This window comes from Methyloversatilis sp., from assembly GCF_051861465.1.
In the GTDB taxonomy this organism is placed as follows: domain Bacteria; phylum Pseudomonadota; class Gammaproteobacteria; order Burkholderiales; family Rhodocyclaceae; genus Methyloversatilis.
The window spans coordinates 71,259-84,252 of sequence record NZ_JBHYCQ010000014.1 but is presented as its reverse complement, the minus strand read 5'-3'; the positions used below and the strand labels follow the sequence as shown (position 1 = coordinate 84,252).

The following is a 12,994-nucleotide window of genomic DNA, read 5'->3' as shown; positions in this document are numbered from 1 at the left end:
GATGAAGAATGAGTTCAAGCCGGCAATGTCCGGACGCAGCAACTTGCCCCGAAATGGGGTTTTTCTACAGCGTCGTTGGGCGTCGAGGTGCCCTGTGCGGGCTCCGCATCTTTGAACGAACATCTTGCCGCAATCGAAGCGTTCGTCGAGAAAGGCCAATTCGAGTTAACGCTCAACCGTCTTGCTGCGGCTGGTCACAAAACCACGCCTCGCGCAAAGTTCTGGGACAGCCTCTCTAAGGCGGCGGGCAGCTTGGTCTAACCGAAAAAGCCCAAGAACTTGAATTTCTACAACAGGTCGAGTCCGCGTCACTATCTCTAGAGCGAGAGGTCAATCGGAAATGAAAAGCCATTGGTACGCCAGCGGCAGAGTTAACCCGGCCGCCAACCGGACTTGCGCAAAAGGCCGTGCAGGCCGATTTCTTCTGCGTTAGGCCTTATGGCGTTTACATTCCAAATGACTTGGAAGAGGAAACGCCCCGATATCGCAGCGCACGCGTACTCTCAGCCCCTCCTCGCGGCAGATCAAGACAAGCCGTGACGCTTGAAGCAAGTGGGAAGACAGGTCGGCACTTTGAGGATCGGCAAAATTACATGCACAGTTGCCCAACGCTTAATCGTCCGCCTCGCCTACCGCTGTGAATGATGGCTGGCTTAATGGCAAGCACCGCTAATCAAGATCTACGCATAGTGATAGCGTGTAAGGCGAGCGGCCTCGGTTGTAGGGGCCCCGCATGCGGAGGTGCCTGTGATGGTTCGGCAGTCGTTGGGTTCGATGTCCAAGGGTGAAGTGATTCGCCGTTTTCAGCTCGCATGTTCCGCAAGTCTCGGAGAAATGGAGCAGGCGGTACAGCAAGGAGTCGCCGCGGGAGAAGTGGAGGATTTGGCTGCTCTGCTCGGCTTACCGCTTGCCCGATTGTCCTGCGCGCTCGGAATCCCCAACTCAACAATCCGCCGTAAAGCACGGAATGAAGAAGCGCTCCGGTTGGACCAAGGTGAGCGGGTTTTAGGATTGCAACGGTTGGTTGGGCGGATCCAGACGATCGTGGAAGAAGGCGGTGATCCTACTGGATTCGATGCGGGAGCTTGGGCAGGGCGCTGGCTACTGTCGCCCCAACCGGCGCTTGGCGGAAGACTAGCAATAGAATTTCTCGGTACCGTCACTGGTCAGCAGCTTTTAGATGATCTGCTTCTGAGAAACCTCACCGGCACGTACGCTTGAAGGACGCCCGGCTGCTGAGGCCTCGTCCTTGGCATAGACGCCTCCTTACGGCTCATTTCGAGGTGGTTTGGCGCCCACCAGTCCGGGGGCAATTCAGTAGGCTTCGATCAAGGTAAGCTAACTTTGAAGTCGCTACATTGGTGAAGAACTGGTTCGAATCGTCGTGATCAGTGCCAAGAATGCTTGCATACTGAATTTTCCTGAAGAGAAACAACTTGCCCGAGCCAAGCAAAAAACAACGACCACAAAGCGCCGGCTTCTTCGCCAGTCCGTTGCGGTACCCCGGAGGAAAAGGGCGCCTAGGGCCATGGCTCGCCAGTGTGATCGAGCATAACGGACTAACTGGCTGTAGGTATGTTGAGCCCTACGCTGGCGGCGCGGGTGCTGCGTTGTACCTTCTCCTTAAGAAACACGTAGGCCACATCGTAATCAATGATGCCGACCCGCTAATTCATGCACTGTGGCACTCGGTGGTCGAACAAACGGATGAACTCGTACGATTGATTGAGAGCACACCGATAACGATGGGCACCAGGGAGACCTTGCTTGAGGCGGTGCAAAGACCGAATAGGCACTCCTTACTCGAACTCGGGTTCGCGGCCTTCTTTCTGAATCGCACAAGTCGGTCGGGCATCCTGACGGGAGGCGTGATTGGCGGTAAAGACCAGGCAGGTCCATACAAGCTCGATGCCCGCTTCCAGCGTGAAGATCTCGTGGCGCGAGTTCGTGCAATCGGGGCGATGCGAGAGCACATCACGGTTAGCAAGCTGGATGCGCTTGATTTGCTGGATGGTTTTAGCTCTGGCGCGCCCGACTGCACACTCATCTATATGGATCCCCCTTACTACGTGAAAGGTAGTCAGCTTTACCTGCACCACTACAGGCATGCCGATCACGTGGCTATCGCCAAATGCGCTTCAACGGTAAAGCATCCATTACTGATCACGTACGACAACTGTCCCGAGGTACGCACGCTTTATAGCGCCATGCGAGGGACCGAATTTTCGTTGCAGTACTCCACGCATACAGCCCGACCCGTGGCGAGCGAAGCCCTGTTCTACGCCAACCTCGAACTGCCATCGTCGCCAAGGCTTACCCGGAGCGAGCACCTCACCGCCCGGCGTACAGCGCCTCGCTCTGAAGACGCCAAAACCCAAGAAAGAAAAGGGGAGTACGTTTGAACACGGTCCTTCGCACGGTCATTTCAGACAACCCGCTCACGCGCCTGATAGGAAACGTGGACGAGTCATTCATCGGTTACGTGTACAGCCTTAGATATGACGAATGCCTTGTTCAGACGAATGATGCATTCAAGCACGCCGTGAATGGATTGCCTCACAACTCTTTTTTGCTGGCGGCTGGTTTTGATCCGTCTCGCTTTGACGCGGCTCCGCCTATCGACCAGGAGGTGGTACTGCTTCGAGTACTTGGGCCGACGGGTCTTCCTCAGGATGCGGACATGGTTCGGACAAGAATCGAGCACCATCAACGTCGCAGGGAAAGTGAAAGGCTGCCCGGAGATGTAAACGATGGCCTGGATCCGATGACGGCCAGCGAATTGCAATGGGGTGGCATGCGGTGCCGGGTGCTGGGGACGTTCTACATGAAGAATGGAGAACTCCATCTAGGTAGCGACATCGAGAATTTCATGAGCCTCTCGCGGATGCGAGCGTTCAAACCACGAGGTGCATCGTTGGAGTTGATCGTCAATCATGTGAATGCCGAGATTCGAGCTAAGGCGCGCGAAGAGGCTCAGAAGGCGGGCTTCAAGGACACGCCAAAACCGATAGAGCTGGGTACGGTGCGATTTACATCCACTGACCGATTGCACCGGGGTGAGACTGAGGCCCCGGTTCGAGTCCAGATCCAGCCTGCAGACTTTCTCGCTCGTCGAACTGCCGTTTTGGGCATGACCCGGACAGGCAAGTCAAACACGGTAAAGACGACTGTCTCAGCAGTCGCAATGGCCGCGCTCAAGTCCGACATCCGGGTCGGGCAGCTCATCTTCGACGTGAATGGTGAATATGCGAACGCGAATCATCAAGACGACGGTAGCTCGATCGCTGATGTGTTCGGTGATCGCGTCAGGCGCTATCGAGCAATCGACACGCCGAATTTCGGAGACTTGAGGATCAACTTTTACGAACAGCCGGACGTCGCTATAGGTCTGCTGGAACAGCTGTCGAGGGACACTCGTGGGAATGCAATGGACATCACCACGTTTCTCACCAGTCCTCTTGATGAGCCGGACAAGAATGAGGACCGTGGCGGGCACAACCGATGGCTGGTAAGGAGAGCTGCCTACTATTGCGTCTTGAATGCGGCGAGCTATCAGGCGCCAAGTGGTTTTGTCGTCGAGTTTCCGGTCAGCAAGGCAGTAGTCGATCAAATATCGCCTGAGCTGCCAGCAGGATTCCCAGGGACGATCTCAAAGGGAAATGCCCAGTTCTACCGCCTTAGCCTCACCCAAGCTACGACTTGGTTCTCAAAGCTCCGAGAGATCAACATTGCCACCCCTCTCTTCAGCTCCAGTGGGGGCAAATGGGTCGACGCTTCGCTGGAAGCCACGTTGAACGTCCTCTGCAATATGAACACGGGTGGGACCTATATCCGGGGCTTCCGGCAAATTCAAGAGTATCGGGATTACCACTCTGCGCGCCGGCGAGGTGATGTCGTCGAAGAGATCCTGGGGCATTTGTATAGCGGTTGCATCGTTATTCTTGACCTGTCTGCCGGGCCCGTATCGATTCGTAAAACTTTGTCCCTTCGAATCGCAGAAGCGGTGTTCAACAGGCAGTTCGGCGCTCTGAACCGCGGCGAGACACCAATGAACGTGGTTCTGTACGTGGAGGAAGCTCATAACCTCATCGGTAAGAAGAGTGACCTGACCGATACGTGGCCTCGGATTGCTAAAGAGGGCGCAAAGGCACGGATTGCCTTTGTCTATGCAACTCAGGAGCCGTCCTCTGTCCACCCGAACATCTTGGCGAACACCGAGAATTGGTTCGTGACGCACCTTAACAATGACGATGAACTGAAAACTCTCGGCAAGTTCTACGACTTTGGAGATTTTCTGCCGTCGCTTAAGTCAGCGCAGGACGTGGGCTTTGCGCGGATCAAGACGCTCTCTTCACCGTTTGTCATTCCAACTCAGATTAATCGCTTCACCCCTGCTGACCTCATCGCTGAGATGAAGTCCTTAGGCTTGGCAGCTGCCGCGGCGTCGTCGTCTGAACCGGGAGCGTTCTGATGCCGTATCCGGGTGAATCTGCTGGCAAGGGCGGACATGCTGATTTCGTACGTAACCCGGATGTGCAGCAATTCTTGGAGAACTGCACCTACTTGCGGGAGCCCACTGACGAAGAGGCGAAAGAGCTTGCGTCGCAGTTCATACCGGCCCCGTCGGGTCAGCCTCGAAACCTTCCGCGCTACGTCGTGGCGTCTGACGCAAGCAAGAGTGACGCTCCAATCAATGACAAGCTGCCTAGCACGCAGGTTGGCTTTCTAAAGGTAAGCCACGTCCTGATTGACATGGAGAAGTACGCTGACCTAATCGATCCGGTGAACCGTTTCGTCGATCCATTTAGGGTTGCTGAAATGCATCGTGCAGCTTCGCCCGTGACCTTCACCATGCCCGGGAGCAATATCCGCTACCGTGGCATTGACAACGTCAAGCACGGATTCAGGCGTGCTCTGTTCGATCAGCTGACTGTTGATCGTAGTGAAACGAAGAACGGACAGGTGTTGGCCAGGATGCTCGTAGCTTTGGGCGACAACAACCTTGTGGTTTCATCCTGTCCGATATGTCACGCGCAGCCTGGGGCCACTTTCGACAAGGGCGCACTGGCGCGTCAATGCAGCGAATGTGGGGGCGAAATCTATGCCACCGATTTCCTTCGGCTACACGAGGGGATCAGTGATTTTGGTGACAATGCGAGCGCCATGACCCGGATGATGAATGCTATTGAGCACTTGATGCTCGCGGGCTTCATCATGCAAGTCTTTGAGGCTCAGCCACAGGCCTTGTCTGAGATCGCGTTCGTAATGGATGGGCCGTTGGCCTTGTTCGGCGAGCCAGCAAAGTTGCATCCCCGGATGCAGCGTCTGATCTTTCGGGTCAATCAGCGGCTTAGCGGCATGGGCCTGCCGCCTATGCTCGTTCTAGGCTTGCAGAAAACGGGCGCCGTTATGGATCACGCACGGTTACTGGAAAAGTTCTTACCGGACGGGGTTTTGCGAGTGGTTGATGATGACTACCGGAACAAGTTCATCACCGGTACGGACTCTCCCGCATCGAATTTCGGCAACGAGACCTACTATGGGCAGGACTTCTTGTTCAAGACCGAGCGGGGGCGGATCTTTAATTTCGCCATTCCCTATCCCTTTGAAGATAAGGCGGCCGAAGGCAGCATCGGCTTTGCAAAAGCCAAGATTGACCTGGCGAGGTATGGCTCGCTTATCGAGCGAGCCTGCGATCTGATTCGTCACTTTGAGATGGATCTCTACGAAAACGCCTTAGTCCCGGTAGCGCTTGCCCATCGTCACGCATCGATCAGTTTGGTCCCTGGCGGCAAAGTGCTTGATCTGCTTGTGCGAAGTGGCTTGAAGACCGCGTTACGCTGACCTGTTCCTGACTTTTCGGACCAGTTGAAACTTGAGATGATCGCAAACCTGTCTGCCTTTGCAGTGATCTGCTCCGACCGGTCGCCTCAACGGCAAGACTGACTAGTCCGCGTAGAGCCGCGTACTAATACGCCAGCTCACGCGAGATGATCTTGTTTTGGAATTTGCTGAAGAAACTGTTCAAATAGGGCAGAGACATACTCCCCTGTTTTGCTGATCGTACTAACAAGGATCAACAATGAGCGACCAGATATCTTTTCCAGTAGGCCCCGATGATTTCGCCTCCAATCCCGAACCCCGTTGCCCTTGCGTGCTGCTTCTGGACGTCTCGGGTTCGATGAATGGCCGGCCCATTGATGAGCTCAACATCGGCCTGACCCAGTTCAAAGACGAGCTTGCGAGCGATTCACTTGCCTCGAAGCGCGTGGAAGTGGGCATCGTAACCTTCGGGCCGACTCAAGTTGCGCAGCCGTTCGTTGGCGCCGATGTATTTTACCCTCCCACCTTGGTGGCAAGAGGTGATACGCCGATGGGAAGCGCCATTGAGCAAGCCCTCGACCTTGTTGAGAGCCGCAAGCAGGATTACCGTGCTAACGGGATTGCCTATTACCGTCCCTGGATCTTCCTCATCACTGATGGGGGGCCAACCGACGCTTGGCAGGAGGCCGCCGCCCGGGTGCGCGAAGGGGAAGCATCCAAGAAATTTGCCTTCTTCGCCGTAGGCGTAAAGGGCGCCAACATGGATATTTTGAGTCAAATAAGCGTTCGTACCCCGCTCGTACTCGATGGCCTCAAGTTCCGCGAACTCTTTAGCTGGCTCTCCAGTTCGCTGCGCTCGGTTTCGCAATCGACGCCGGGTACAGAGGTGCCGCTTCAGGCGCCGAGCGGCTGGTCGGCCGTGTGAGTTGGCGCATCGTTGCTGCCTCCAGAGTTGGATCCTCTCACCTGGAGGTCGAAAAGTCCTGCGAAGACAGTTGCTGGACACTTGAGGAGAAAACCGTGTCGGGCGAGCGGTTGCTCGCCTTATTCGCGGCAGACGGTGCCGGCAGTGCGCTGCGTGGTGGTCAGGGGGCCGAGATCGCCATGCAAGCGATCGCTGAGGTCGTGGCAGGCCTTATTCCACAGCACGAATTCGGTCTAACTGATGAGCTTGCAGTTGAGTGTGTCAGGGCGGTGCGCCAGCGCCTGGCTCAGGAGGCTGAACGCGATGGCTTGGTGATCCGGGACTTTGCCTGCACGCTGCTCGGCCTGCTCAGCACCGACAAGGCCTGTCTTGCCCTGCAGATTGGCGATGGTGGGATCGTGCTGGATGCAGGCGCCGGCCTTGAACTTGCGATCGTGCCCATGAGTGGCGAATACGCCAACATGACCTATTTTGTGACCGACGAGGGCGCAATCAAGCAGCTCAAGACTCGTTTCTTCGAAAGCCCAGTCTCGCGCGCTGCGCTCTTCACCGATGGTCTGCAGCGCCTTGCACTGAACATGGTCTGCAACCAGCCACATGGCCCGTTCTTTGAGCCTTTCTTTCGAGTTCTTAGCACTACGTCTGAAGACAAAGAAGTCGAGCTTGAGCACGCCCTCGTTCGCTTTCTCGATAGCGAGCAGGTATGTGATCGAACCGATGACGACAAGACCTTGGTCCTTGCCTGCCGGATTTGATCGGCATGATGACAAAGCGCCTGTTCACATCCAGTGGCAGAACGGTCCATCTTGGCCGGGAGCTTGGGCGCGGGGGCGAAGGTTCGGTCTATGAGGCCGATGGCGCAGATCTAGTCGCCAAGGTCTATCACCAAGCGCCAGACAACCAAAAGCAGGCCAAGCTCTCCTTCATGGCGCGAGCGGCCGACAAGGAACTGCTGAGCTACACCGCCTGGCCACAGGAGACGCTTCACGCGAAGCCCAATGGACCAGTTGTTGGCTTCTTGATGGGCAAGGTCGCGGGTAAGCAGCCCGTACATGAGATCTATAGTCCGGCGCACCGGCGACAGGAACATCCGAACCTCGCTCTGGACTTTCTGATCTACGTTGCACGCAATATTGCTGCGGCCTTCGACGTCCTGCACTCTCACGGCCACGTGCTTGGGGACGTCAACCAGGGCAACGTGATGGTGGGCGTCGATAGCAAGGTTGTGTTGATCGACAGCGACTCCTACCAAATCAACGCGCACGGCACGCTTCACTTGTGTGAAGTGGGCGTAGGGCATTTCACTCCTCCGGAACTGCAGGGCATCCATTCCTTCCGTGGCGTTACGCGCATGCCCAACCACGACAATTTTGGGCTCGCGTTGCTGATCTTTCATCTGCTTATTGGCGGGCGGCATCCCTTCGCGGGCGTAGCCACAGGCGTTGGGATTGGCGAGCAGTTGGAAACGGACATCAAAGCGTATCGCTACGCATACGGGCCAGATGCCGCCTCGCGCGGGCTTAGTCCGCCGCCGCGGTGTGTGCCGATTGGCATACTGCCACTGGCGATGCAGAACATGTTCTACACAGCGTTTACTTCACCAAAGGAACGGCTTCGCCCCTCGGCGAAGGAGTGGCTGAAGGCGTTGGATGAACTTCGTAAGAGCGTTCGCGCTTGTGCGCAAACGCCCACCCACGTGTTTCCCTCGCACCTTCCAGACTGCCCTTGGTGCACCCTCGAACAGCAGGGGGTCGTGTTTTTCGTCCATGTTGGGAGGACGGGCACCTCGCCAGGTCACAACGGTAGCGGCTTTAACATTGAGCACATCTGGGCGAAAATTGAAACTGTTAAAGCACCGCTCGCAGCCACACGGGCTCTACCTCTGATTGCCCAACCTACGCCCAAGCCTCTGCCAGCCGACGTCAAGCCACCCGTTCCACTAGCTAGGGCTCTTGTCATACTCGCGGCTATCGGAATGATTGCAGCCGATCCGAAGTCGGTGGGGGGCGTGCTTCTCATTGGAACATTTTTCTGGTTGATGTTGGGCCCCAAACCGTCTGCCGCTTACTTGAATGAAAAGGAGCGTCGTGAGCTGGTTGCAGCCGAGGCCGAGAAGGCGCTCTCGGAGTTGGTGTGCAAGCTTCAGGACGGCGTTCGGCCGGAAGCCTTCAACGCAAGGAAGCGCCAGCTTCGAGAACTGTACGAGGAATACAAGGTTTTGCCCGCACGCGAGGCGAGGGAAATTGCCAATCTGAGCCATACAGCGGAGGCGCGCCAGCGGCACCGCTTCCTTGATGCCTTCTTTATTGATAAGGCGACTATTCCAGGTGTGGGGCCGGGGCGAAAGGCAGCGCTTCGTTCCTTCGGCATCGAGACTGCGGCGGATGTAAAAAGGGAGCGGGTAAGCCAAGTGAAGGGCTTCGGGCCAGGCCTCACTCAAGCGATGATCGACTGGCGGGCAAGCTGTGAGAGGCGTTTCGTGTTCAACCGGTCACAAGCAGTGACAGATACGGACCGTCAGGTAGTGCGGTCGGACATTTACATGCGTCGAGTAGTGATCGAGTCTATATTGACCGGAGCCCCTTCCGAGCTTGAAGGCATTGTGCAAAAAGGGGCTAAACAGGCCGCGGAGTTACACCGCCAACTGGTTTCTGCCGTCCAGCATGCAGAACAGGCTCGCGCTGACCTTAAGGTGCTTTGATACCGACAAGCAACAGGGGACTTAGAAACGTTTCTGGCACTGCCAGCCGCTCGCGCTGACGCTATTGCGTTGGTACTACCATGGTGTCACCTCTTCCGGAAGTGCCGACCATGCCGAGCACCACGACGCTCAAGCTGTCCGACGAGATCAAGGCGCGCATCGCCTCGGCGGCACAGCAGACGGGCAAGACCTCGCATACCTTCATTGCCGAAGCGCTGGAACTGCAGACTGAGTTGGCCGAACGTCGCAGTGCGAGCTTTCAGTGCCTCGCGCTTGTTCACGCTCGGGAATCTGACCTACTCCCGACTTGCTGGACCACTTGAAACAGAGAAGCTTTTGGTTCCTGTTACTGATTCCGGAGCCTGACCCAACGTAGCGGTCGGTATCAGATATCGGACTTTCCTCAAAATAAAAATCGTGTTTAAATTCAGTAAGATAGCTCACCTGTTTTTGAGGCTTTCGGAAAATCTCGTCTCTAATGAGACGAATGGGCGCTGTTCTTGTCTCTCGTGAGAAGTTGCGACTTCCTGAAGCGAGACGGATGGCGGTAAGTATCTGAAAGCCATCGATAGGCATTCTTGTCTCTAATGAGAATTTACGAAAAGAAAGCCGGCAGATGCCGGCTTTTTTATTTCCGTATTCGTAAGCGTATACCCAGATTCTGACTTCGTTAAAATCTTGGTCTGTCTCCGCCACATGATTCAGCTCTAAAGTGCGCGCGCATACACATCCGCTACGTTCGAAGGACGCAACGCCCTCGTAAAAGGGCGCAATGGAGGAACGGGGTGATTCGAAAAATTAAAATTAAGGGCTACCGTATCCATAAAGACCTGACTGTTGAACCAAACCAGAAATTCAACCTGATCGTTGGGGCCAACGAATCTGGCAAGTCATCCCTTCTGGAGGCGATTGCGCTTGCGCTCACTGGCCGGATCAATGGCCGCAGCGTCAGCGAGGAGCTCAACCCGCATTGGTTCAACACATCCGTCGTCAATGCGTTCATCGAGAAGCGAACTAGAGGTGTTCCGGTTAGTTTTCCGGAGATCTTGATTGAGCTTTCTTTCGAGGACATGCCGGAACTGCAAAGCCTATGTGGAGCTATTAACTCGCATGTCCCGACAACCGCTTGTCCCGGCGTGACTATGCAGATTTCCGCAAATCCGGAATACGCGGCAGAACTGGAGGAATGGGCCAAGTCCCCGACATCTCTTCTACCGGTTGAGTACTATCGTTGTAACTGGCGGTCTTTTGCAGATAAAGAACTGACGACGCGGCCGAAGATCCTGGCCACGGCCGTAATTAACTCGCACACCGTCCGAACGTCGTCCGGCGTCGACTATCACCTGCGTCAGATACTCAGCGAGCAACTGGAGCCCGCTGAGCGAGCGCAGATATCGCTCGAATACCGGCGCTTGAAGGCCTCCATATCAACGACGGCGTTGAACGCTGTTAATGCGAGGATGGGTTCCATCCACGCAAGCTTGCATAGCAGGCCAATTGCGCTCGCACTGGATCAAAGCGCGAGAACGTCATGGGAGAGTGTCGTCACTTCGCATGTCGATGACGTGCCCTTCAACATGTCTGGTCAAGGGCAGCAATCGGCGATCAAGATTTCGCTCGCGATGAGCCGGCACGCTGGACGCGCGAAGTTCGTTATGGTCGAAGAACCTGAGAACCATTTGACGCATACAAGCCTCGTTACTCTGCTGTCGAGAATTGAGTCGCTTGCGGGTGAGCAGCAGCAACTGTTTGTCACCACTCATAGCTCTTTCGTGCTCAACCGCTTGGGACTGGATGCGCTTTTTTTGATGGGTAATGATCTCGCCGCTAAACTCTCGGTGCTAGACCCGGAAACCGTCAACTACTTCAAGAAGCTTCCCGGATACGACACCCTGCGCATCGTCCTCGCGAAAAAGATCGTGTTGGTCGAAGGCCCATCCGATGAGATCGTGTTCGAACGGATCTTCCAGGACATTTACGGCAAGCGGCCTATGGAGTGTGGGATCGATATTCTGAGTATGCGCGGGCTTTCTCTGGCACGTGGTTTGGAACTGTGTGCTGCACTCAACAAACCGGTAACCGCTCTTCGGGATAACGATGGCGTCGATCCGGCTGAGCTTCGTAGCTCTGTAGATAGGTGGTTGAAGAAGGGTGAGCGCGAACTCTTCATTGGCGAGGTCGACCATGGCGAAACGCTTGAGCCTCAATTGATTGACCACAACAGCGAGACGTTGCTGCGTGACATTCTCGGGATTCCTGCTCATGCAGACTTGCTGAAATGGATGACCCGGGAGAAGACGGAGGCGGCACTTCGCATCAGCGCTTCCAGCAAGAAGATCGTTCCGCCGCTGTACATGCTCGAAGCGGTTAAGTTTGCTCATGGGTAACCATCTGACGCTAGCGGTAGCTGGCTCTCGGAAAACACAAGGCATCGTCGAGCACTGCGCGTCGCTGTCGCGCGAACGCCGTGTGCTCGCACTTACATATACGCAGGCCAATCAGCAGGAACTGATCAGCCGGCTGAAGCAGCACGCGGGAGATCACCATCATGTTGAGGTAGTAGGCTGGTTCACGTTCCTGCTTCGACATTTTGCAAGGCCTTTTCTACCATTCAAATTCTCAGGGCGGCGCGTCCTTGGTTTCAATTTCGACGGGCGGCCCCACCGCAATGCAATAGGTATTAGTCGATTTCTGGATTCCAACGGCTCCGCATATGGATGTGAACTCGGCCGCCTTGCTCACGAGCTGGTTGCCGAAAGCAGGGGAGCGCTGCTGAGAAGGCTGGAGTGCATCTATGATGAAATCCTGATCGATGAGGTTCAGGATCTCAGCGCCCACGACTGGGAAATCATCGACGTGCTGCTGCACTCTTCGATCGACATCCGCATGGTCGGTGACATCCGGCAGTCGGTACTAGCGACGAACCCGCGTAGTTCCAAGAACGCAAAGTATTCTTACGCCGCGGCCATCAAATGGGCACGCGAGCGTCAGTCCCAAGGACTGCTTGAGATACAGGAGAGCGTGACGACGTGGCGATGCCATCCCGCCGTTGCGAAATTCTCAGACAGCATTTTTGACCCGTCTTGGAGATTCCCAGAGACGCAATCCAAGAACGAAACTGTCACAGATCACGATGGGGTTTTCCTCGTTTCGGCGACGCACGTCACCGAGTACGTTCGCCTCTTTCAGCCTCAATGCCTTCGGCACAGCGCAAGTTCTGGCAAAGCCTTCGCGCTAGATTATCTTAATTTCAAAGTATCAAAGGGTATGACGTACGAACGCGTGTTGATAGTCCCAACGTTGCCAATCGCAAAATTCATCGTATCTGGCACTTATCTTGAGGCGAACTCCGCCTCCAGTTTCTATGTCGCAGTTACACGGGCGAAGCAGAGTGTTGCGATTGTTCTGGATAAAGCGGGTTCGTCTTTGTTGCCCTTCTGGAGGCCAGAGGCCGAAAAAACAATAGGGGTCAAAAAACAATAGGGGTCAGACCCAATTTTCCCCCGTGGGAACAGGTCACAATCATTCCGCACAGTAGAAAAATC

The 12,994-nt window shown here is 55.5% G+C and carries 10 protein-coding genes; all 10 read left to right on the top strand.

Annotation, left to right across the window (positions count from 1 at the left end; genetic code table 11):
• The first annotated feature begins 750 nt into the window (after nucleotides 1-750).
• Nucleotides 751-1,221 (top strand): antitoxin Xre-like helix-turn-helix domain-containing protein, encoded by a 471-nt coding sequence (locus tag ACTIFF_RS16860; RefSeq protein WP_439537882.1) that lies wholly within the window; start codon nucleotides 751-753, stop codon nucleotides 1,219-1,221.
• A gap of 215 nt (nucleotides 1,222-1,436) precedes the next feature.
• Nucleotides 1,437-2,402: a DNA adenine methylase gene (locus ACTIFF_RS16855; protein ID WP_439537881.1), complete on the top strand. Its 966-nt coding sequence runs from the start codon at nucleotides 1,437-1,439 to the stop codon at nucleotides 2,400-2,402.
• The gene (locus ACTIFF_RS16850; RefSeq protein WP_439537880.1) at nucleotides 2,399-4,471 is read left to right on the top strand and encodes an ATP-binding protein; all 2,073 of its coding nucleotides are present in this window, start codon (nucleotides 2,399-2,401) and stop codon (nucleotides 4,469-4,471) included. The genes ACTIFF_RS16855 and ACTIFF_RS16850 overlap by 4 nt, the downstream gene beginning before the upstream one ends.
• Complete coding sequence (locus ACTIFF_RS16845; protein ID WP_439537879.1) at nucleotides 4,471-5,844, top strand: hypothetical protein; 1,374 nt, start codon at nucleotides 4,471-4,473, stop codon at nucleotides 5,842-5,844. Before ACTIFF_RS16850 ends, ACTIFF_RS16845 begins: the two co-directional genes overlap by 1 nt.
• A gap of 238 nt (nucleotides 5,845-6,082) precedes the next feature.
• Entirely contained in the window at nucleotides 6,083-6,748 is a 666-nt protein-coding gene (locus ACTIFF_RS16840; protein WP_439537878.1) for a vWA domain-containing protein, read from the top strand.
• On the top strand, nucleotides 6,745-7,503 hold the full coding sequence (locus tag ACTIFF_RS16835) for a PP2C family serine/threonine-protein phosphatase (protein ID WP_439537877.1): 759 nt from the start codon (nucleotides 6,745-6,747) through the stop codon (nucleotides 7,501-7,503). The genes ACTIFF_RS16840 and ACTIFF_RS16835 overlap by 4 nt, the downstream gene beginning before the upstream one ends.
• Nucleotides 7,504-7,508: 5 nt before the next feature.
• Nucleotides 7,509-9,449, top strand: a complete 1,941-nt coding sequence (locus ACTIFF_RS16830; protein ID WP_439537876.1) for a helix-hairpin-helix domain-containing protein — start codon at nucleotides 7,509-7,511, stop codon at nucleotides 9,447-9,449.
• Nucleotides 9,450-9,559: 110 nt separating this feature from the next.
• Nucleotides 9,560-9,772 carry a hypothetical protein gene (locus tag ACTIFF_RS16825; RefSeq protein WP_439537875.1) on the top strand — a complete coding sequence of 71 codons (213 nt, stop codon included), beginning with the start codon at nucleotides 9,560-9,562 and terminating at the stop codon, nucleotides 9,770-9,772.
• A 462-nt stretch (nucleotides 9,773-10,234) separates the two neighbouring features.
• Nucleotides 10,235-11,836 (top strand): ATP-dependent nuclease, encoded by a 1,602-nt coding sequence (locus ACTIFF_RS16820; RefSeq protein WP_439537874.1) that lies wholly within the window; start codon nucleotides 10,235-10,237, stop codon nucleotides 11,834-11,836.
• Nucleotides 11,829-12,932 (top strand): UvrD-helicase domain-containing protein, encoded by a 1,104-nt coding sequence (locus ACTIFF_RS16815; protein ID WP_439537873.1) that lies wholly within the window; start codon nucleotides 11,829-11,831, stop codon nucleotides 12,930-12,932. Before ACTIFF_RS16820 ends, ACTIFF_RS16815 begins: the two co-directional genes overlap by 8 nt.
• Nucleotides 12,933-12,994 lie beyond the last annotated feature (62 nt).

Bases quoted from the DNA above. Each gene is read 5' to 3' on its own strand.
- ACTIFF_RS16830 (WP_439537876.1), top strand. From the start codon at position 7,509: ATGATGACAAAGCGCCTGTTCACATCCAGTGGCAGAACGGTCCATCTT.
- ACTIFF_RS16815 (WP_439537873.1), top strand. From the start codon at position 11,829: ATGGGTAACCATCTGACGCTAGCGGTAGCTGGCTCTCGGAAAACACAA.
- ACTIFF_RS16825 (WP_439537875.1), top strand. From the start codon at position 9,560: ATGCCGAGCACCACGACGCTCAAGCTGTCCGACGAGATCAAGGCGCGC.
- ACTIFF_RS16860 (WP_439537882.1), top strand. From the start codon at position 751: ATGGTTCGGCAGTCGTTGGGTTCGATGTCCAAGGGTGAAGTGATTCGC.
- ACTIFF_RS16845 (WP_439537879.1), top strand. From the start codon at position 4,471: ATGCCGTATCCGGGTGAATCTGCTGGCAAGGGCGGACATGCTGATTTC.
- ACTIFF_RS16840 (WP_439537878.1), top strand. From the start codon at position 6,083: ATGAGCGACCAGATATCTTTTCCAGTAGGCCCCGATGATTTCGCCTCC.